Consider the following 20,796-nt stretch of genomic DNA (forward strand, 5'->3'; position numbering starts at 1 on the left):
GATTTTTTCCTTTCGACCACGCTACGCGGCCTGAATCCCGGTTCCCGCGGCATTCTTTCGCCGTTTCGCAATACCGGCCAGAGCCACGTCGAACAGCACCAGATCCTGTTCGGTCGTCGCGTGTCCGATGGAAACCCGCAATGCACTTGCTTCGTCGCCCTGTCCCATAGCCTGCAGCACATGGCTGGGACCGACCCGGCCGGAGGAACAGGCAGAGCCCGCCGACAGCGCAACGCCGCCGAGATCGAACGCGATCTGGGCAGTTTCGGCCTTCATGCCGGGAATGGAAAAGAAGCTCGTGTTGGCGACCCGCTGCACGTCGCGGCCATGGATCACGGCATCCGGCACATGCTTCAGAATAGCGGCCTCGAATCGGTCCCGCATGGTGGAAAGCGCCGCAATGCGGCCCAGCCCTTCAAATGCCTCGGCAGCAGCAGCGCCAAAACCGGCAATGGCAGCGAGATTTTCAGTGCCCCCGCGATGCCCCTTTTCCTGGCCGCCGCCGTGAATCAGCGGCTCCGGCATCATCAGGTCGGCACTTCCAACCACGGCGCCAGCCCCCTTGGGCCCACCGATCTTGTGCGAAGAAAGAATGATGTAGTCAGCGTAACCCGATGAAATATCTACAGGAATACGCCCTGCAGCCTGCACGGCATCAAACACGGTGGTGGCACCGTGGGCCTTGGCCAGTCGGCCAATGTCCTCTACCGGCTGAACAATGCCGGTTTCGTTGTTGACCACGTGCACGGCAACCAGCGGAAGACCGGCATTGTTGTCATGCGCCGCGAGCAGGGCTTCCAGCTCGACAAGGTCGACCAAACCGTCAGGCCGCACCGGTATCGTCTTGATCTGGCTTGGCGAAAAGCGCCCGCCCTTCAAAACGCACGGATGGTCAGAAGCACTCACATAAAGTGCCGAGAACCCGAGCGGTGACCGCCCCATTTTCCAGCGCGGGGTGAGCAGCATTGCCGCAGCCTCGGTTGCGCCGGACGTAAAGATCACATGCTCGGGACGCGCGCCAGCCAGTCGGGCAACGTGCCTGCGTGCGTCTTCCAGCACGCGACGGGCTTCCCGCCCTTCGGTATGAACCGACGAGGGATTCGCCGGCATCGACAGCGCGTCAAGCATCGCCACCCGCGCCCGCTCGAGAAGCGGCGCACTGGCATTGAAGTCGAGATATGCCCGGGTTGCCGACATAGACCTTCCGCTTTTCTCCGCGAATCCGCTGTCTGCTTCACGCCTTCCAGGCCAAACTTGGCCGCAGTGACGTAATTTCCTTGAATTTTCAGGGCGAGCCGTCCTATTTACCCGGCTTGCCGACATGATGATCGCTTGCGCATCATCATTTTTGAACAATTCTAAACTAGCTTCTATGGAGGCGTCGGCGTCGCGTCAAGGGTTAAGGAACATCGTTCCCTTTGTAACCCGATATGCTGCGATGCCCAATGTGGAGTACTCATGCCTGAGGTCATTTTTGCCGGGCCTGCCGGACGTCTGGAAGGACGGTATCAGCCGTCGAAGGAAAAGAACGCTCCAATCGCGCTCATCCTCCATCCACATCCGCATTTCGGCGGCACGATGAACAACAAGATCGTCTACGATCTCTTCTACATGTTCCAGAGCCGGGGCTTCACCACGCTGCGCTTCAACTTCCGTGGCATCGGCCGAAGCCAGGGCGCCTTCGATCACGGCACCGGCGAGCTGTCGGATGCGGCTGCAGCGCTCGACTGGGTGCAGTCGCTGCATCCCGATTCGAAGAACTGTTGGATCGCCGGGTACTCCTTCGGTGCATGGATCGGCATGCAGCTTCTGATGCGTCGCCCGGAGATCGAGGGGTTCATGTCCATATCGCCACAGCCGAATCTCTACGACTTCTCCTTCCTGGCCCCCTGCCCGTCATCCGGCCTGATCATTCATGGCGATGCCGACAAGGTTGCACCGCCCGCCGACGTTCAGGGCCTCGTTGACAAGCTGCAGTCACAGAAGGGCATTACGATTACCCAGAAAACCATGCCCGGCGTGAACCACTTCTATACCGATCGCATCGACGAACTGATCGGGGAGTGCTCGGACTATCTGGACCGCCGTCTGCGTGGCGAGCTTTCCGAACCCCGCCCAAAACGCCTGAAATAGACCGTCGCGCGGATGCGTCATGCTGCGTCGCATCCGCCAAAATCAAAGAGCCTGAACGATCATGACCGCCTTCAAATCCGACTTCCTGCGCACGCTCAGCGAACGCGGGTTCATTCACCAGACCTCCGACGACGCTGGTCTCGATGAACTGTTCCGGAACGAGACGGTCACGGCCTATATCGGCTTTGATCCGACCGCACCGAGCCTGCATGCCGGCGGTCTGATCCAGATCATGATGCTGCACTGGATGCAGAAGACCGGCCACCGTCCGGTCGCCTTGATGGGCGGTGGCACCGGCATGATCGGCGATCCCTCGTTCAAGGACGAAGCGCGCAAGCTGATGACGCCGGAAACGATTGCCGAGAACATCGCCGGCATCAAGAAGGTGTTCGCCAACTACCTGACCTTCGGCGACGGCCCGCAGGACGCCCTGATGGTCAACAATGCCGACTGGCTTCTGGGCATAAACTACCTGGAATTCCTGCGCGATGTGGGTCGCCACTTCTCGGTCAACCGCATGCTGTCGTTCGATTCGGTAAAGCTGCGCCTCGACCGCGAGCAGTCTCTGTCGTTCCTGGAATTCAACTACATGATCCTCCAGGCCTATGATTATGTCGAACTGAACAGGCGTCTTGGCTGCCGTCTGCAGATGGGTGGTTCCGACCAGTGGGGCAACATCGTCAACGGCATCGATCTCGGCCACCGCATGGGCACGCCGCAGCTCTACGCCCTCACCTCGCCGCTTCTGACCACCTCGTCGGGCGCGAAGATGGGCAAGAGCGCCGACGGCGCTGTGTGGCTCAACCCGGACATGCTCGGCGCCTACGATTTCTGGCAGTACTGGCGCAACACCGAGGATGCAGATGTCGAGCGATTCCTCAAGCTCTACACGACGATGCCGCTCGATGAGGTCGCGCGCCTTGCGGCACTGCAGGGAGCCGAGCTCAACGAGGCGAAGAAAGTTCTCGCCACCGAAGTGACGGCAATGCTGCATGGCCGCGATGCGGCAGATGAGGCTGCCGAGACAGCGCGCAAGACTTTTGAGGAAGGTGCACTAGCGCAGACGCTGCCGACCATCGAAGTGGAGCGCTCGGCGCTCGAGGAAGGCGTCGGCGTTCTGTCACTTTTCGTGACCGCAGGCCTTGCCGCCTCCAATGGCGAGGCGCGACGGCATGTGAAGGGTGGCGCGGTGCGCCTCAACGACCAGCCCGTCAGCGATGACCGGCAGGCCGTGACCCTCGACAACCTCACCGAAGAAGGCGTCGTAAAACTCTCGCTCGGCAAGAAGAAGCACGTGCTTCTGCGCCCGGTCTGAGCTGCGGAACAATCGCATCTGAATGATGAGCGTGTGTCCGGTCGGGCGCACGCTTTTTTATCGAAACTCGAAAATCTGCCGGAAAATACCGGGAGCGATGGCCGAGATGGGATTCACCTCCATCTGTGGCTCAGCCAGCTTGCCGTAGAGGCGGTAGGTTATTCCGATCAAACCGCGGTCGCGTCCATTCCCGAGAAGCCCGCCAAACACGGGAATCTCACCAAAGATCCGGTTCAGGCCGTACAGCGGCATGAAAGTCCCAGTGATCGCGATGTTGTCGTCTGCGTCAAACAGGGTTCCCTGAAACGTGGTGCCGATCAATGGCCCACGCAGCACGCCATCCTTCAGTTCGAGACGGCCCGGGCCTTTGAGCACCGTCGCATAGCCGCGCTCGAAGCTGATCCTGTTGGCATCCACCTCGCCATTGTTTTCGGTTGCCGACACCAGCGAACGGAGACGGGGCTCGTCGACAATGAAGAAGTTCTGGGCCGAGACGCGGCCGCTCAGAACCCCGCCATTCCCCTCGCTCAACGAGAGGGCCATCTGCCCCCCTTCCATATTCTCGTAGAAATCGACAAACCGCATGACCGCACCGGCATCGGAGGAATTGGCAACGATCCCGCTTGCGTCCCGCGCCAGCGTCACGGCGCCGCCCGACGTCGTTTTTGCAGTCAGATCAAGACGGCCCGGTCCACGCTGCGACGATGCATACTTCAGGGAAACGTCCCGCAACACTGCCCCGCCGAAGCCGGACACACGCGCAAGCTTCGCATCCAGGTTCACATTCGCGCTGTCAGCTTCGGATGCGCCGCCTCCCGCGCCCCTCTGTTCCGCCCCAAGATAGTGCTTGATCAAAGATCGGCCATCCAGCGCTGCACCGCGAACGGTCACCCTGTAATTCCTCTCCGAACGATCGATCGAAACCGAGAAGTCGTCACCGCGGTTAAGACGCGCTCTTTCAAAACGTGCGCTGGAGAGACTCCCACCGGCGATGGAGAGATGCCCTGCGGCCGAAAATGTTTCACCGGAGAGCCTGAAATCCGTCAGTGCCATCGAGGACGGCTTTTCATCGAGAACAAACGACGCCGTCGCCGGAATCCCCGCGCCCTTGCTCCAGTTGATCCATGGCAGCGTCAGACGCGCCTTGTCGAGCTTGACCGACAGCGCCTTGCGGCCGTCGTCAAGCTCGGAATAGTCGACTGTCATCGGACCAGAGAGAATCTCGTCGAGCCCCGGAACGACTTTGTTTCGCAGCTTGTCGTCCAGCGTCAGTTGAATCCTGCGCGACCGCTCCACTCCAGACTCACCGAAAGGCTCCACGAGTTCGAGCCGTGCCGGAATGCCGTTGAGGGTTGCGGAGGCGGATATGTCCGCCCTTCCAGGCTCTACCATCAGGACACCGCTGGCATCGGCAACCATCTGCCCGTCAAAGGGTTTTGAGATCGAGAGATTCTCGTATTCGAGCGTCGCCTGCCAGCCGAGATCCTCGCGCGGTATTCCGTCGCTCAAAGGAATGTCCGCCTTCACATGCCCTGTGACATCTCCTGTCACATCCTGCGGAGCAAGATCGATCCTGTCGGAAACGTCGATCGGCTCATAGGAAGCGAGTTCGATAATCGCCGGCGCCTTTCCGGCGACGTCGATCTCCAGCTTGCCTATGCGTGGTTTGACATGTGCATTGCGAACCCTGAGCGATCCGTTGCTCGCCGCAACCTTGCGCCCGCTCGGCATGAACACCGTCCCTGCTTCGATACCGATGTCGATATCGGCCCCCTGAAAGGCGATACGGCCGACGGCATCACGCACCGGCGGAATCCGGCCGGCGATGTCGAACCGTGCATCTGCAACCTCGAAGGCTCCGCTGACTTCTTCATTGTCCAGTGGCTTGCCATTGCCGAAACGCCCCGGTGGAACCCGCAGGCGCAGATTGCCTTCAACAACCCGCCCGCCGAACAGGTTTTCCAGCACCCATTCCCGCGCACCGGAAGCGGCAAACCACGGCCAGAACTGCTTCACCTCATGCGTGGGCATGCCCTTGGTGTAAACGGCGAGCGAAAGGCCCGGCGTCTTGCCCGCCGCAAGCGTCACCGCAGCGCTTGCGGTGATCACGCCCGACGTTGTGGCTATGCGGATCGTATCGCCGATGATCCGGCCGCTTCCCGTGTCGATGCGGCCCGAAGCCCCGGCAACGAACGGAACGGCGGCTTCGGGAGAATCGATCGGAGCGATCGTCGATTTGCCGCTGACAAGTTCGAAACGGTAGACCGCACTCCCCGCATCCGGGTTTTCTACCGGAACAATCCGGCCGGTGAAGTCGAAAGCCGAGCGGCCGATGATCAGGCTTGCCCGGTTGATGGCAATTGCACCCGCGTCTTGTTCAACCACGGCGCGAATGCGCCCTGTCGCTGTCAATACACCGTCTTCGCCAAGATCGAAGGGCGCCTCCTCCAGAGCCAGTTCAAATTGCAGCCTTCCGTTGCCGCTTTCGGTCTCCCCGCCGCTGAGTGAAATGCGCACCGCTTCGAGAAGTCCACCGGTGCGCCGCGTCTGCCCCGAAACCGTGCGCGCGGCTTCCAGAAGCGACGGCTTTGGCGCGGCGATCTCGATATCGAGCGATTTGATCGGCCCCTCACGCACGGGCCGCAAAGCGCTTCCCGACAGTTCGATGTCGCGGTCATCGAAGGTGACACTGCTCTTGAAGTCCAGTTTGCCGGAAGGTGCCATCGACGCATTGACGTCGATGGCGAGGCTGCGCTGGGTGATCTCATCCACAACGACCACCACGTCGCGCAGACGAAGATAGCGCGTTCCCGTACGTTCGGTCAGCGCGTAGACGCGTCGCAGGCCATCGAAGACATCCTTCTCGATAACGCGGGGATCGACAGGCTTTTTCCAGCGGGCGACCGCAGCCACCTCCTCAGGGCGCGAGGAGAGACTGGCCAGTTGCACACGAGCGCCGGTGATCTCCGCGCTGCCCACCTGCACCTGGCCCCTGAGCAAAGGCAGCAGCCTGAAACCGAAATGCAGCGTGTCCGCGTCGATCAGCGTTTCACCGGTTTCAGCCTTTGTCAGATTAACATCGCGAATTTCGAGCGCGATCAGACTGCGATCACTCAGAACGATCCGGAGGCTCCCCATGGTCGCCTCCACTTCGAACCCCGCAAGTGCTGTCAGGGCTTTTTGAGCAGCCGAACGCAATCGATCCTGGCCGAAGGAGCCGGTTCCGAGGAGTTGAATGGCCACGCCAAGGGAAACGAGAAGCGCGATCAGGACGAAAAGACCGCCGATGCACCGCCTTAGCCATAGCCACATGACCGAGCGTCTCAAAACCCGGCGAGCCCTGTCATGGGTAGACGGATACGTTTCCAGAGCCGCTATCTCGCCGCGCTTGAACCTGACCTTCCTGTGAGGAGCACCTTCCTGATCCAAAACCGTTCCCGTCGACACTCAGCAGCCATGGACGAATCCACCGACATCATTATATCTCTCCCATCCATCGGCTATCCACAAACAGGGGAAAGAAAATGACAGAACCCGTCAAAGGAAGCGAAGCTCCGGATTTTTCATTGCCTGGTGACGGCGGCAGCGAAATCAGACTGTCGGATTTTCGCGGGAAGACCGTGGTTCTCTTCTTTTACCCGAAAGACGACACGAGCGGCTGTACCGCCGAGGCAATCGATTTTACCGCCCTTAAACCCGAATTCGATGCTCTGGATACGGTTTTGCTCGGGATGTCTCCCGATAGCCCCAAGAGCCATGACAAGTTCAAGAACAAGCACGCTCTCACAATTGGCCTTGTGTCCGACCAGGACAAAGAGACGCTCCAGGCCTATGGCGTTTGGGTCGAGAAAAGCATGTATGGACGCAAATATATGGGTGTCGAGCGCTCCACCTTCCTGATTGGCCCGGACGGCCGCATCGCCGAGACGTGGCGCAAGGTGAAGGTGCCGGGCCATGCGCAGGCGGTGCTGGACACCGTCAAAGCGCTAAAACAGCGCGATGAATAGGCGCAGACCCCTATCCCCGCCCGTTTTATGACGAAAGCCCGCAAAAGCCGTTGGCAATGAGCCTGCCGAAGTGCATTTGGCAACGCATCCAGCGGCACGCGAAAAGCTTTGTTAACCCTAATCAAGTGTAATCGGCATCGAATTTGGTCCCTTGAACATAAGTTCGATTCTCGATGCGCCCACAGCAATCCGCGGTTTTTGGTAAACGCAAGGAGCCCCATACGATCATCATCGCACGGGGCGACAAGATACGGCACTTCACCGTGCGGCCCTGGATTGCTGCAATGGCGGGTTCAGCTGTTGCAGCGCTTGCCATCGGTTATCTTCTCGCCACTTCCTATCTGGTGCTCCGCGACGATCTGATCGGTGCGACCGTCGCCCGCCAGGCGCGCCTTCAGCAGGCTTACGAGGATCGAATCTCCGCCCTGCGTGCACAGCTCGATCGTGTCACAAGCCGGCAGCTCCTCGATCAGCAGTTCATGCAGGAAAAGGTTGGCGAACTGCTTGCCCGACAGGACCAGTTGACCAAACGGCAAAGCCGCCTCGCTCCGGTGCTCAATCGAGCCGGAGCAGAACTGCTTCCCGAGAATGCGCCGGTGCCCGCCCCCAGGCCCCAGATCAAGGCTGAAACCGACCAGTTGCTTGACCCGACAAAAACCGGAAGCATCGCTGTCGCCTCGTTTGCTCCTTCGGCCAGAGACACGGTTCCCTGGCCGCTGCGCGCCCAGACATCCCAGCAGAGTGGACCGCTGTCAGCAGCGGACAAGGCGGACTATCTGTTTGTGAAGCTCAACCGCGCGCTGGAATCAATTGAAACTGAGCAGATCGACAGCGTGAGGCTGCTCGCCGAAGACGCCTATCAGACTGCCGACGCCATTGCCGGCACCCTGGAAGATGTTGGCCTGACAATCCCTGAAGATGACAGGGAGCAGAACGTTGGTGGTCCGCTTCTCGCTGCCACCTCGGCCCTTGTCTTTGAGGATCAGGTACGAGAACTGGATGAAGCACTGTCCCATCTGAACGAGGTGAAGACGAAGGCAAAGCGGCTCCCGCTGGCGAACCCGACACCTGGTGCACCGATATCAAGCCGATTTGGTGCACGAAAGGATCCGTTTCTCGGTCGCCTGGCACATCACGCCGGAATCGACTTTCGCGCCCGCCGTGGCACCCCAATCCACGCGACCGGCGCTGGAAGCGTCGTCAAGGCAGGCTGGAACGGCGGCTATGGACGCATGGTGGAAATCGACCACGGAAACGGCCTGACGACGCGCTACGCTCACATGAGCAAGATTCTCGTAAAGACCGGGGACAAAGTGGATGTCGGCACGAAGGTGGGCAAGGTAGGCTCCAGCGGTCGCTCCACAGGGCCGCACCTTCATTATGAAGTGCGCAGGTCCGGCGCAGCCATCAACCCGTCCCGCTTCATCACGGCGGGACGAAAGATCGCCAAATATCTCGAAAGCGATTCCTGAACGTGAAAACGGGCGAACGCCATACGTCCGCCCGTATTGTCCTGTTTTGCCGACAGACCGGCTACAGCGCCGCGCGTCTTATAAGACGCGCAAAGGACGCTGTAACACTTTCAAATGATGCATGTTCGTTGTCTTTCAAATGAATTCATTTGAAAGCGACATGCATTAGAGCATTGGACCGAAAAGTGGAAACCGGTTTTCGGATTGTTCCGATGCTCCACCAATAGTCTAGATCGTCCTTTGTGCGTCCGGATGGACGCACGGCAATCTACGCCAGGTCTTCGACCTCCGCACCATCGCTGCCATGCACACGCTGCGACAGAGCGGCTTCCATGAACGCGTCGAGTTTGCCGTCCAGAACATCCTGAGGGCTGGTGCTTTCCACGCCTGTGCGCAGATCCTTCACCAACTGATAGGGCTGCAGAACATAGGAACGGATCTGGTGCCCCCAGCCGATGTCGGTCTTGGATGCTTCGGTCGCGTTTGCCGCGTCTTCGCGCTTCTTCAGTTCTTCCTCATAAAGACGCGCCCGCAGCATGTCCCAGGCGGTCGCCCGGTTCTTGTGCTGCGAGCGTTCTTTCTGACACTGAACGACGATACCGCTTGGAATGTGCGTGATGCGGACTGCAGAGTCGGTCGTGTTGACGTGCTGACCGCCCGCGCCCGACGCGCGATAGGTATCGATGCGAACCTCGGAATCGGGAATGTCGATATCGATGGTGTCGTCGATGACCGGGTAAATCCACGCACTGGCAAAGGAGGTGTGCCGCCGCGCATTGCTGTCATATGGCGAAATACGCACGAGGCGATGCACGCCCGATTCCGTTTTAAGCCAGCCATAGGCATTGCGCCCCTTGATCAGCAGCGTGGCAGACTTGATGCCCGCCTCCTCGCCGTCATGGACTTCCATCACATCAACCTTCATGCCGCGGCGTTCGGCCCAGCGCGTGTACATGCGCAGAAGCATTTGCGCCCAGTCCTGGCTCTCGGTACCGCCAGCGCCGGCGTGAATTTCAAGATAGGTGTCGTTGCCGTCAGCCTCACCGGAAAGGAGCATTTCGACCTGACGGGCCGCGATCTCGTCGTTGAGCCCCTTCAGCGCGGCTTCGGCCTCCGAGACAACCGAGGTGTCACCCTCTTCCTCTCCAAGTTCGATGAGCCCGACATTGTCCTCAAGCGCCTGTGACAGGTTGCGGACACCGGTGATGTTCTCTTCGAGCATCTGGCGCTCGCGCATCAGCTTCTGGGCCTCCTGCGGATCGTTCCACAGATCAGCCTCCTCGGCGCGGGAATTCAGATATTCGAGCCTCTTTACCGCTTCATCCCAGTCAAAGATGCCTCCTCAGCAGGCTTATGGCCTGCTTGATTTCGTCGACAAGATTTTCGGTTTCCGCACGCATTGCAGATCCACACCTCGGTTTTGTTGGATTTTTCAGGAACGAAATCCTGAATCGCGTCGGACCATATGGAGCGTGCCCGCCTGTGTAAAGCGGACACGCCGATAATCGGTCGACATTGTCAGTAGAGGCCGCCGGCGCCCGAATTGACCGCACGGTTAGCCTGGGGAGAAATGACCCGGGGACCGCCCGCGCCTTCCAGGTCCTCCATGCCGATGACCCAGTAGCTGTCGGCCGGCCCCGTGCCCGGCTTGAAGGCTTCCATGATGACGCCCGGCTGTCCTGCCTGGGCGCGCATCCCCGTCTTGCGATCAATGGGAATGACGTTCATGCCTTCAGGCACCTGAAAATCCACGGGGCGCATATCCTTCAGGGCGTTCGCCATGAATTCCTTGAAGATCGGAGCGGCCAGGCCACCACCCGTGGAGCCACGCCCCATCGGACGCGGTGTATCGTAGCCCATGAACACCCCGACCACGAGGTCGGGTGTATAACCGACGAACCATGCATCCTTTTCGTCGTTCGTCGTGCCGGTCTTGCCGGCAATCGGACGGCCCAGTTCTGAAACGGTGACGGCGGTACCGCGCGACACCACGCCCTGCATCATAGAGGTGATCTGATAAGCGGTCATGGGATCGAGAACCTGATCACGATCGTTGATGATTTCCGGTTCGTCCTGCCCCGTCCACTCGTTTGCAACACAGCCGACGCATTCGCGGCGGTCATGCTTGTAGACAGTCTTGCCGTAGCGATCCTGAATGCGGTCGACCAGAGAAGGCACGATCTGTTTTCCGCCATTCGCCATAACCGCATAGGCTGAAACCATGCGCATGACCGTCGTCTCACCGGAGCCGAGCGACATGGCCAAAACGGGAAGCATCTTGTCGTAGAGGCCAAAATGCTCCGCATAGTCGGCCACGAGCTGCATGCCCATATCCTTGGCCAGACGAACCGTCATCAGGTTGCGTGAGCGCTCGATGCCCGCACGCAGTGTCGAGGGACCAGCCGACTTGCCGCCGTAATTCTTCGGTTCCCAGACATCATTGCCCACCTGAATGGAGATCGGCGCATCAAGCACAACCGACGCCGGCGTATAGCCATTGTCGAGCGCAGCAGCATAAACGATGGGCTTGAAGGCCGAACCGGGCTGGCGGTACGCCTGCGTTGCGCGGTTGAACTGGGAATCGGCATAGGAGAAACCGCCAACCATCGCCAGGACACGTCCCGTATGCGGGTCCATGGCCACCAGAGCGCCCTCGATCTCGGGAACCTGACGCAACTCCCACGCCCGCTCCGTATCCGGTTTCTTCTCGACGAAAATCACGTCACCGGGCTTCAGCACGTCCGACTGCCTGTTCGCCTTGACCCGCTTGCCATCGACCACATGGCGCATGGCCCATTTCATGTCGTCGAGCGCAATGGTTCCTGTCTCGCGTTCTTCCGACAGCGCACCGGAGACAACACGTTGCGGTTTGATCCCGATGGAAATCTTGTCGTCTTCGGTTCCAAGAACCACGGCGAGTTGCCATTCCGGCACATCGCTGAGGGCGTCGACTTCGCCGAGCGGAACACCCCAGTCTCCGGAAATGTCGATCTGCGTGACCGGTCCGCGATAGCCGCGCAGCGTATCGTAACGAAGCAGGCCATTCTGCAGCGCCTTGCGGGCATAAAGCTGCAATTGCGGGTCAAGTGTCGTGCGTACGGAAAGTCCGCCTTCGTAAAGCGCGTCCTCACCATAGCGGGAGATGATGTCGCGGCGGACCTCTTCGGTGAAATACTCGCCTGCAAAGAGATAGGTTCCACGGCGACGCGGAGACACGTTAAGCCCGGTCGCCTTGGCCTTCTCGCCCTCTTCTGCCGTGGCGTAGCCATTGGCGACCATCTGATCGATCACCCAGTTGCGGCGTTCTATGGCGCGCTCCGTGTACCGGAATGGATGATAGTTGGACGGGCCTTTGGGCAAAGCGGCGAGATAGGCCGCTTCGGCAAGCGTCAGTTCATTGACCGACTTGTCGAAATAGGTCAGCGCAGCACCCGCGATGCCATAGGAGCCAAGACCGAAAAAGATCTCGTTGAGATAGAGTTCGAGAATGCGATCCTTGGAGTAGGCCTGCTCGATGCGAAAAGAGAGCACCATCTCCTTGATCTTGCGCTGCATCGTCTGGTCCGACGTCAGAAGGAAGTTCTTGGCGACCTGCTGGGTGATGGTTGATGCGCCCACCGGGCGGCGGCCGGAACCGAGATTCTGAATGTTCGTGACGACGGCGCGCGCGAGACCGGTCACGTCAACGCCCGGATGATTGTAGAAGTTCTTGTCTTCAGCCGAGAGGAAGGCCGCCTTGACACGGTCAGGCACCGCCTGAATGGGCAGATAAAGCCGGCGCTCGCGCGCAAACTCCGCCATCAGTGCGCCGTCGGCGGCGTGAACACGGGTGGTCACCGGCGGCTCATACTTCGCCAGAACCTCATAGTCGGGGAGATCTTTTGTCAGATCGCCGACATAAAGTGCAATGCCCGCTGCCACCAGCAGCGCCAGCACGATGCCCACGCCAAAGAAATACCCGATGAGACGTACCATGCCCGCTCCAATTTACACCCCGGCATAGCCTTGCCCTGTCAAAGTCAGGGATCGCCGGGGCCGCCTTTCAAGTTCTGTCCGCATCACAAAGAGGAATGACGCATGGTGCCTCGTCACAGCAACGCAGTCCGCCCATCTTCGTTGTTAGCGATTCTATAGTACCACTTTTTGTCACGATCTTCCGCCCGGAACACCCGGAGCTTCTGGAAAATCCTGCGTTTTCCCTTACTGCCTCAGCCTTGTGGGCAAAATACGGCGGCAGACATCCCAACACCTCCAGCCGCATTAATCCATGCCAGCGTTGCAGACTTGCAACGTCTTTGCATCATCCGCGAGCCCCGCCATTGGCCTTCGCGAAATAACCCACCGCCTCGATGATCGCATCCATCGTGGCTGCGCGCCATGCCGGGTCCCGAAGCTGGGCCTCGTCCTTCGGGTTCGAAAGATAGCCAAGCTCCAGAAGAACCGACGGGATGTCGGGCGCCCGCAGGACACGGAATCCCGCGTACCGGTGCGGGTTCTTCACCAGTTGAACCGTATCCGACAGTTTGCCGATCAGCGTGCGCGCAAAGCGTATGGAAAACGCATGCGTCTCGCGCCGTATGAGGTCGACCAGAATGTCTTCGACTTCATCCTGCTCTTCTTCAGGCACCTTGCCTGCGATCTCGTCGGAGAGGTTTTCGCGTGCAGCCGTGGCAGCAGCCTCGGCGTCCGAAGCCTTGTCGGACACCGTATAAACGGTCGCCCCGCGCACACTGCGAACTGCGATTGCGTCAGCGTGCACGGAGACGAACAGGTCCGCGCCTTTTTCCCGGGCGATCCGCACCCGCTCGTCGAGCCGCAGAAACCGGTCATCTTCTCGCGTTAGAACGACCCGGTAAAGCCCGGTTTCCTCGAGTTTCTTGGCGAGTTCCAGTGAAAACAGAAGCGTGATCTGCTTTTCGACCGTGCCGTTGACGCCACGCGCACCACCATCAGCGCCACCATGCCCCGGGTCGAGCGCGACGGTGAAACGATCCTGCGCCCGAGACGGGGCCTCCAACCGGGCTTCCGTCTCCGGTTTCAGCATGCTCGCACGCAATGCCGCATCGAACGCCTCGGTCGAGCTTGCCCGCAGTTCAATGATCAGGCGAAACCCGTCCGAAGTCTCGTTCTCCTTCACTTCGGCCTTTTCCACGGAGAACGGCCCGACCGCCCTGAAGACGAGCCGGGCTCGCTGCGCATCGACAGCACCGTACTGAACCGCGGCCACGAGCCCGCGCGGGCGCAGCTCAAACGGGTCGAAAGAAAAGTCCGTCGGCGGGAGATCGATCACCAGCCGGCTGGGATCGCGCAGAAGAAACCATCGAAAGTCGGGTTTGCGGTCGAAGTGGACGACGATGCGTGTGTACTGCGCATCACCCGCCATCTTGTAATCATGTGCCTTCAGCGCGGAATCAGCACCAAAAGCGTTGGTGAAGACAAGAAAGATCGCCGCAAGAACAACCGAAAACAAAAGTGCTGGTCTGTGCAAAACCGTCTCTCTGCGATGCATTGTGCGAATTTTTATCGAATCAACATCGATTCCCTACGAACAAAGATGGCAATTTTGCTCTCGAATCGCCGGGAAACCGGCATTTTATATGCGCTTTCCAGATCGATTGAGCAAATACGCGCCGGGTTCCGCATCGACCTGCCACGCAACCCGTCAATGGAAATCAGGGTTGCCAATACAACTGTCAAATCATAAAAGCATCTATGAATCATCGCGATACGCGTGCCTGGTTTGAGTCTCTGCTGACAGACGGCGATGAGCAACGGGGCGAACCTTTTCCGCTGCCGCAAACCGGAACGTGCGGTGATTCAGAAGGAATTTTTCAGGGCGTTCTCCAGACATGAGGGCTCTGACATTGGAAACGGCCGGACCTTAAGAAACGTCCGCGCCGGCTCGCTATGAGCAAAAGCTGGCCCGTAAAACCGGGCCTTGGTTGAAACGGTTTTGCCGGGCGATGGAATGGCTTCAGGCGCGATTGGAAATAGATCCGGATTAAAATGCACCGCGAAATCGGTGTTCCGGCCCAATTTCGCGCGGCCTTCAACGCCGACGAACCTCAGATTATCCGGCACAGATTGTCACACTGGCTTGCGGCGACACGCGTGGAGTCCAGCCCGACAATCGTTCCCTGCCGGGGAGACAAGAATTTATGCCGAACAAAATGCTAATAGACGCCTCCCATCCGGAGGAAACAAGGGTCGTCGTCCTTCGCGGTAATCGCATCGAAGAATTCGATTTCGAATCTCAGGATAAGAAACAGCTTCGCGGAAACATCTATCTGGCGCGTGTAACGCGCGTTGAACCTTCACTTCAGGCCGCTTTCGTCGAATATGGTGGGAACAGGCATGGCTTTCTCGCATTCAGCGAGATCCATCCTGACTACTACCAGATCCCGGTAGCCGACCGTCAGGCACTCATCGAGGCCGAGGCGGCGGAAGCCAAGGCGGACGAAGACGAGGAAGAAGGCGAGCAGCGCCAGGCCCAGAAGGGCGGGCGCAAGCGCCGCCGTGCCAGCACCCGGAAGAAGTCGGCGAAACAGGACGATGTCGCTGCTGACGAGGAGAATGGCGAAACCCTCTCCGAAGAGCCATCCGATGACGATGAGGCTTCCGAAACCGATGGCGAGGAAAAGTCCGCGGCGATGGCTGCGGATGCAGCCGGCGATGTGGTTTCAGAAGAACCGCGTGGAAAGCGCTCCCGTCGCAGCCGTTCCAGAGACGACAGCAATGGAGATGATGGCAATGGCGACGACGAGGACGACAATGTCGATACCGTTGGAGCCGACGACGCGCTGGAGGAGGCTCAGCCCCCGCGCCGTGCCGCCCGCAAGAACTACAAGATCCAGGAAGTCATCAAGCGCCGCCAGATACTTCTGGTTCAGGTCGTAAAGGAAGAGCGCGGCAACAAGGGCGCAGCACTTACCACCTATCTGTCGCTCGCCGGACGCTATTCGGTCCTGATGCCGAACACGGCACGCGGCGGCGGCATTTCGCGCAAGATCACGAACGTCCAGGACCGCAAACGCCTCAAGGACGTCGTGAAGCAGCTTGACGTGCCACAGGGCATGGGGGTCATCCTGCGCACCGCGGGTGCAAATCGCACCAAGGCGGAGGTCAAGCGCGATTACGATTATCTGATGCGTCTGTGGGAGAAGGTGCGTTCCCTCACGCTTGAATCGACCGCGCCTGCCCTCGTTTACGAGGAAGGCAGCCTGATCAAGCGATCCGTGCGCGACCTCTACAACAAGGATATCGGCGAAGTCCTTGTGGCAGGCGAGGAAGGCTATCGCGAAGCCAAGGACTTCATGCGCATGCTCATGCCGAGCCACGCAAAGGTCGTGCAGCCCTATCGCGAGGTTACACCCATCTTTGCCGGCAACGGTATCGAAGCACAGCTGGACCGGATGCTGCAGCCACAGGTAACGCTGAAATCCGGTGGCTACATCATCATCAACCAGACCGAGGCGCTGGTTGCAATCGACGTCAACTCCGGCCGCTCCACGAAGGAACACTCCATCGAAGACACCGCGCTCCAGACCAATCTGGAAGCGGCAGAAGAGGTCGCGCGCCAGTTGCGCCTGCGCGACCTTGCAGGTCTGATCGTCATCGATTTCATCGACATGGAGGAAAACCGCAACAACCGCGCGGTGGAAAAGCGCCTCAAGGAATGCCTGAAGAACGATCGTGCGCGCATCCAGGTGGGTCGCATCTCGCATTTCGGCCTTCTGGAAATGTCCCGCCAGCGCATTCGCGCAAGCGTTCTTGAGAGCACGATGCAGCCCTGCCCCCATTGCGGCGGCACCGGGCATATCCGCTCGGATTCCTCCGTGGCTCTGTTCGTGGTTCGCTCCATCGAAGAATATCTACTCAAGGATTCCCGCAACAACATCGCAGTGCGGACCCCCACCCCCACGGCTCTCTATCTCCTCAACCACAAGCGCGCCAATCTCGTCGAGATGGAGAACCGCTTTGGTGTAAACATAACCGTGGAAGCGGACGACGAGGTCGGTGCGCAGCACTTTGCGATCACCAGGCAGCAGCCCGCCGACAAGTCGGGCATGGAACAGCCCGCCCCCACGGCTCCGGTCGACGTTGCAGAACCGGAAGAGACCGCCGCCCCGTCACACGAAGCCACCAACGGTGAGGATGGCGAACCGCGCAAGCGGCGGCGCAAGCGCAAGCGGCGCGGCGGCCGCAACCGCAACGGTGGCGGTGAGGCAGCAGCGGATCAGAATCAGAATGAGAGCTCCGAACAGGGCTCCATCGACGCAGATGCCATTGCTGCGAGCGCCGGTGAAGACGCTGTTTCCTCCGAAGAGCCTGCCGAGGCAGCGGCTGCGGAGGGTGGTGAAGGCGAGCGCAGGAAGCGTCACCGCGGCAAACGGGGTGGTCGCAAGAACCGCCGCGAGAACCAGGCGCAGGACGCACAGGCTCCAGAGACCGAGACCGAAAGCGGGAATGAAGAGCCTCAGGCAGTGAATGCCGACACTTCGGACAAGGTCGAAGCTGCGGCAGAAGACGCTCCGCAACAGGACGGTTCAAGCGACGCGGCACAGGAACCGGCGGCAGACGAGAAGCCGGCAAAGAAGCCGCGCCGCCGCACGCGCAAAACTGCCGCTGCCGCAGCCGACGACAGCCAGAAGACCGAAGCGACCAATGGCGCGACGCCACCCGCAGAGGAAGTGCCTGCCGGACAAGATGCCACTGAGGCAGTCGCATCGGAAGAGGCCGCCGCTCCTGCGCCGAAAAAGCGCCGGACCGCCACACGTCGCAGCACGGCGAAAGTCAAGGCTGAGGAAAAGGACGCTCCGGTCAAGGAGAGCGCTGTTGCGGAAGCCGAACCGGTTGTTTCCTCGTCAGAGCCTGCAGAAAGTGACCGGCCGCGCAAGACCGGCTGGTGGCAGCGCAAGAGCTTCTTCTAGTAGCGCTCCTGACGACTTGATCTCGAGAAGCCGGCGTTCTGCGCCGGCTTCTTTTGTTTGCGGCATGGCGACGCTGGTAATCAAAACTCCATGATCGCACGCGGTTCTGCCTTTCCATCGCCCTCATGCTCGTCTACCACTTTCGCGATGCTTGAGAGAAACACCATGGTTTACACGACAGTCACGCGAACCATTTCGCTTTTCCTCGTTGCGGCCTATCTCACTGTCGCCTCGACACCCTCTGCCTTTGCCCAGTCCAGAGTGACCGTCGTGCGCGATGCGGAGATCGAAGCCCTGATCTCGGAATATGCCCAACCGATCCTGAAAGCGGCGGGCCTCTCCCGGTCTGGCATAGACATCGTCCTCGTCAACAATCGCAGCTTCAACGCCTTTGTCGACGGACGCCGGATTTTCATTCACACCGGCGCACTGACGGATGCGGAAACGCCCAACGAGGTCATTGGCGTCCTCGCTCACGAGGCCGGTCATATCGCCGGCGGTCATCAGGAACGTCTGCGCCAGCAGTTGCAGCGCGCACAGACAATGGCGATTGTCTCCGCACTGATCGGCATCGGTGCAGGTGTGGCCGGCGCCGCTTCGGACTCGCGCGGCCTGGCAACGGCTGGCATGGGCATGGCAGCCGGTGGCGCTGAAATGGCCCGGCGCAGCCTGCTCGGCTACCAGCGCTCCGAAGAAGCAACAGCAGACCGCACAGCGATCGACTATCTCAATCGAACGGGCCAGTCGGCCAACGGCATGCTCAAGACCTTCGAGCGCCTTGCCGGCGGCATGGCGCTGGCCGGCGTCAACGTGGATCCCTACCAGATCAGCCATCCGATGCCGCGCGAGCGCATCGCCAATCTGGAAGAGCTCGCCCGCAAGAGCCGCTACTTCGATCGTAAGGATCCCCCGCAGCTACAGCTTCGTCACGACATGATGCGGGCCAAGATCGCCGCCTATATGGAAGGTGGGCAGGCCGTTCAGCGCCTGTTCCGCGGCAATCCGCGCGGCATTCCGGCGCGCTACGGCGATGCCATCGCCACCTATCTCAATGGCAACCCGCGCACCGCACTTCAAAAGGTCGATGCCCTGATCGCGGAAATGCCGCGCAATGCCTATTTGCAGGAGCTGCGTGGTGACATTCTCATCAAGGCCAGCCGTGCAGAAGAAGCGGCCAATGCCTATGCGAGAGCACTCTCGCTTGCACCGGGAACCCCTGGCCTTCTGCAGGTGGGCTATGGGCAGGCCCTTCTTGCGACCGGCAAGCCGGATCTGGTGAAAAAAGCCGCCTCCGAATTGCAGACTGGTCTTTCGCGCGAGCCGGAATTTGCCAATGGCTATCGTTATCTCGCGCAGGCCTACGGCCAGCTCGGAGACATCGCTGCGGCCGAACTGGCAACGGCGGAAGGCCATTTTCATCTCGGCCGCTATCAGGATGCAAAAATCTTCGCCACCAGAGCACAAAAGCGGATGAAGCGCGGAACGCCTGGCTGGCTGCGTGCCCAGGACATCATTCAGTACAGAAAACCGGGTTAGCGTGAACCATTGACGCGCCATCGACACCCATGAGCGCACCCGCCCACCAATTAGATGAATCGGAACATGACATGACCTTCACCAGAAATATCCGAGTGCTTGCGGCGACGGCCGCCCTGCTCACGCCAGTCACATTGTTCGGCACCACGGCACAGGCCGAGACTGCAGCACCGCTCGGCAAGCCACAGGTGGAGCAGATTGTCCGCGAGTACCTGCTCAACAATCCCGAAATCCTGCTCGAGGTTCAGGACGCGCTGGAGAAGAAGCAGCGTGAAGAGCAGAAACTGGCCCAGCAGACAGTCATGAAGGACAGACAAGAGCAGCTTTTCAACAGCCCTTACGACGGCGTGGTGGGCAATCCCGACGCAGCCATCACGGTCGTGGAGTTCTTCGACTACAATTGCGGATACTGCAAGCGCGCCATGACGGACATGCAGGCGCTGGTCGAGGAAAACGACGATGTCCGCTTCGTGCTCAAGGAATTTCCGATCCTCTCCGCCCAGTCGCGTGAAGCGCATGTGGTTTCCATGGCCGTTCATGCGATTGCCCCGGAAAAATACGCCGATTTCCACCAGAAGCTTTTGGGCGCGGAAACGCGCGCCGACGGCGAGCTGGCCATGAAGATCGCAACAGAAACGGGCATCGACGAAGCCGCGCTGCGCAAGGAGATGGAGAATCCGGAGATCCAGAAGGTCTTTGCCGAGACCTACGATCTGGCGAATCAGCTTGCCGTCACGGGAACACCCGCTTATGTGATCGGCGATGAAGTGGTGTTCGGCGCGCTGGGCAAGGACGTTCTTGCCGAGAAGATCGACCAGGCACGCACGCAAAGCAACTGATCGGCGCCTTGAGCGCGCTGTGGACAGACAAAGAAGCCCCTTGCCATCTTTGCGGCACGGTCTAAGCCCTCTATAGAGGAGCGTATTGAGCGTGCCGCGAGGGGTCAGGGGACAATTTCATGGCGAAAACAGTCTTCATATTGAACGGGCCCAACCTGAATGCGCTCGGCAGGCGTGAGCCCGGCATCTATGGCGGCGATACCCTGGAAGGGATCGAAGCATCGTGCCGGGAAAGGGCTGCATCGCTTGGCATGGACATCGAGTTTCGGCAATCCAATCACGAAGGTGACCTCGTTGACTGGATTCATGAGGCCGGTGAAGGTGCCGCCGGGATCGTCATCAATCCAGGCGCCTACGGGCACACGTCGATCGCGCTGCATGATGCAATCCGCGCCGTCAGCCCGCTGCCGGTGATTGAGGTGCATATCTCCAACATTCACGCACGCGAGGCCTTTCGCCACGTTTCGATGATTGCCCCGGCTGCAAAAGGCATGATTTGCGGATTGGGCACAATCGGTTATGTACTCGCGCTGGACGCGCTGGCCGCAAGCCGGCCCGATTGAG

13 protein-coding genes are annotated in these 20,796 nt (G+C 59.9%); 8 read left to right on the forward strand and 5 right to left on the reverse strand.

Annotated features, from left to right (window positions below):
* Positions 1-21 precede the first annotated feature (21 nt).
* Positions 22-1,197, reverse strand: coding sequence for a cysteine desulfurase family protein (locus BLW55_RS02545; protein ID WP_090326482.1), 1,176 nt, complete (start codon positions 1,195-1,197; stop codon positions 22-24).
* 261 nt (positions 1,198-1,458) lie between these two features.
* On the opposite strand from BLW55_RS02545, the gene BLW55_RS02550 reads away from it, so the two are divergent.
* Together BLW55_RS02550 and tyrS are read left to right on the forward strand one after the other, a co-directional pair.
* Entirely contained in the window at positions 1,459-2,133 is a 675-nt protein-coding gene (locus BLW55_RS02550; protein WP_007008055.1) for an alpha/beta hydrolase, read from the forward strand.
* A gap of 61 nt (positions 2,134-2,194) precedes the next feature.
* Positions 2,195-3,448 (forward strand): tyrosine--tRNA ligase, encoded by a 1,254-nt coding sequence (gene tyrS / locus BLW55_RS02555; RefSeq protein WP_025029674.1) that lies wholly within the window; start codon positions 2,195-2,197, stop codon positions 3,446-3,448.
* Positions 3,449-3,505: 57 nt separating this feature from the next.
* Here tyrS and BLW55_RS02560 read toward each other — a convergent pair whose 3' ends face one another.
* Complete coding sequence (locus tag BLW55_RS02560) at positions 3,506-6,760, reverse strand: YhdP family protein (RefSeq protein WP_090326485.1); 3,255 nt, start codon at positions 6,758-6,760, stop codon at positions 3,506-3,508.
* Positions 6,761-6,972: 212 nt separating this feature from the next.
* Here BLW55_RS02560 and BLW55_RS02565 point away from each other — a divergent pair, with 212 nt between their 5' ends.
* Both BLW55_RS02565 and BLW55_RS02570 read left to right on the forward strand, forming a co-directional pair.
* The gene (locus BLW55_RS02565) at positions 6,973-7,455 is read left to right on the forward strand and encodes a peroxiredoxin (protein ID WP_090326487.1); all 483 of its coding nucleotides are present in this window, start codon (positions 6,973-6,975) and stop codon (positions 7,453-7,455) included.
* 173 nt (positions 7,456-7,628) lie between these two features.
* On the forward strand, positions 7,629-8,927 hold the full coding sequence (locus tag BLW55_RS02570) for a M23 family metallopeptidase (RefSeq protein ID WP_090326490.1): 1,299 nt from the start codon (positions 7,629-7,631) through the stop codon (positions 8,925-8,927).
* 268 nt (positions 8,928-9,195) lie between these two features.
* Here the strand turns inward: BLW55_RS02570 and prfB are convergent.
* From prfB to BLW55_RS02585, 3 genes are all read right to left on the reverse strand, one after another.
* Positions 9,196-10,327, reverse strand: a protein-coding gene (prfB, locus tag BLW55_RS02575; protein ID WP_141685985.1) for a peptide chain release factor 2 whose coding sequence is annotated in 2 segments (ribosomal slippage) — positions 9,196-10,257 and positions 10,259-10,327 — 1,131 coding nt in all. Because the reading frame shifts where the segments join, the coding sequence is not laid out codon by codon here.
* A gap of 118 nt (positions 10,328-10,445) precedes the next feature.
* Entirely contained in the window at positions 10,446-12,902 is a 2,457-nt protein-coding gene (locus tag BLW55_RS02580; protein ID WP_090326493.1) for a penicillin-binding protein 1A, read from the reverse strand.
* Positions 12,903-13,227: 325 nt separating this feature from the next.
* Positions 13,228-14,436, reverse strand: coding sequence for an N-acetylmuramoyl-L-alanine amidase (locus tag BLW55_RS02585; RefSeq protein WP_425286759.1), 1,209 nt, complete (start codon positions 14,434-14,436; stop codon positions 13,228-13,230).
* Between the two features lie 649 nt (positions 14,437-15,085).
* Between BLW55_RS02585 and BLW55_RS02595 the strand changes: the two genes are divergently transcribed.
* From BLW55_RS02595 to aroQ, 4 genes are all read left to right on the forward strand, one after another.
* Positions 15,086-17,857 carry an Rne/Rng family ribonuclease gene (locus BLW55_RS02595; RefSeq protein ID WP_090326499.1) on the forward strand — a complete coding sequence of 924 codons (2,772 nt, stop codon included), beginning with the start codon at positions 15,086-15,088 and terminating at the stop codon, positions 17,855-17,857.
* Positions 17,858-18,022: 165 nt separating this feature from the next.
* Positions 18,023-19,393 carry a M48 family metalloprotease gene (locus BLW55_RS02600; protein ID WP_090326502.1) on the forward strand — a complete coding sequence of 457 codons (1,371 nt, stop codon included), beginning with the start codon at positions 18,023-18,025 and terminating at the stop codon, positions 19,391-19,393.
* Positions 19,394-19,464: 71 nt separating this feature from the next.
* Positions 19,465-20,232: a DsbA family protein gene (locus tag BLW55_RS02605; RefSeq protein WP_025029669.1), complete on the forward strand. Its 768-nt coding sequence runs from the start codon at positions 19,465-19,467 to the stop codon at positions 20,230-20,232.
* 119 nt (positions 20,233-20,351) lie between these two features.
* Positions 20,352-20,795, forward strand: coding sequence for a type II 3-dehydroquinate dehydratase (gene aroQ / locus BLW55_RS02610; protein ID WP_007008045.1), 444 nt, complete (start codon positions 20,352-20,354; stop codon positions 20,793-20,795).
* Position 20,796: the final 1 nt, after the last annotated feature.

Origin of the sequence: Nitratireductor aquibiodomus (genome assembly GCF_900105565.1) — a bacterium.
GTDB classification, from domain to species: domain Bacteria; phylum Pseudomonadota; class Alphaproteobacteria; order Rhizobiales; family Rhizobiaceae; genus Nitratireductor; species Nitratireductor aquibiodomus.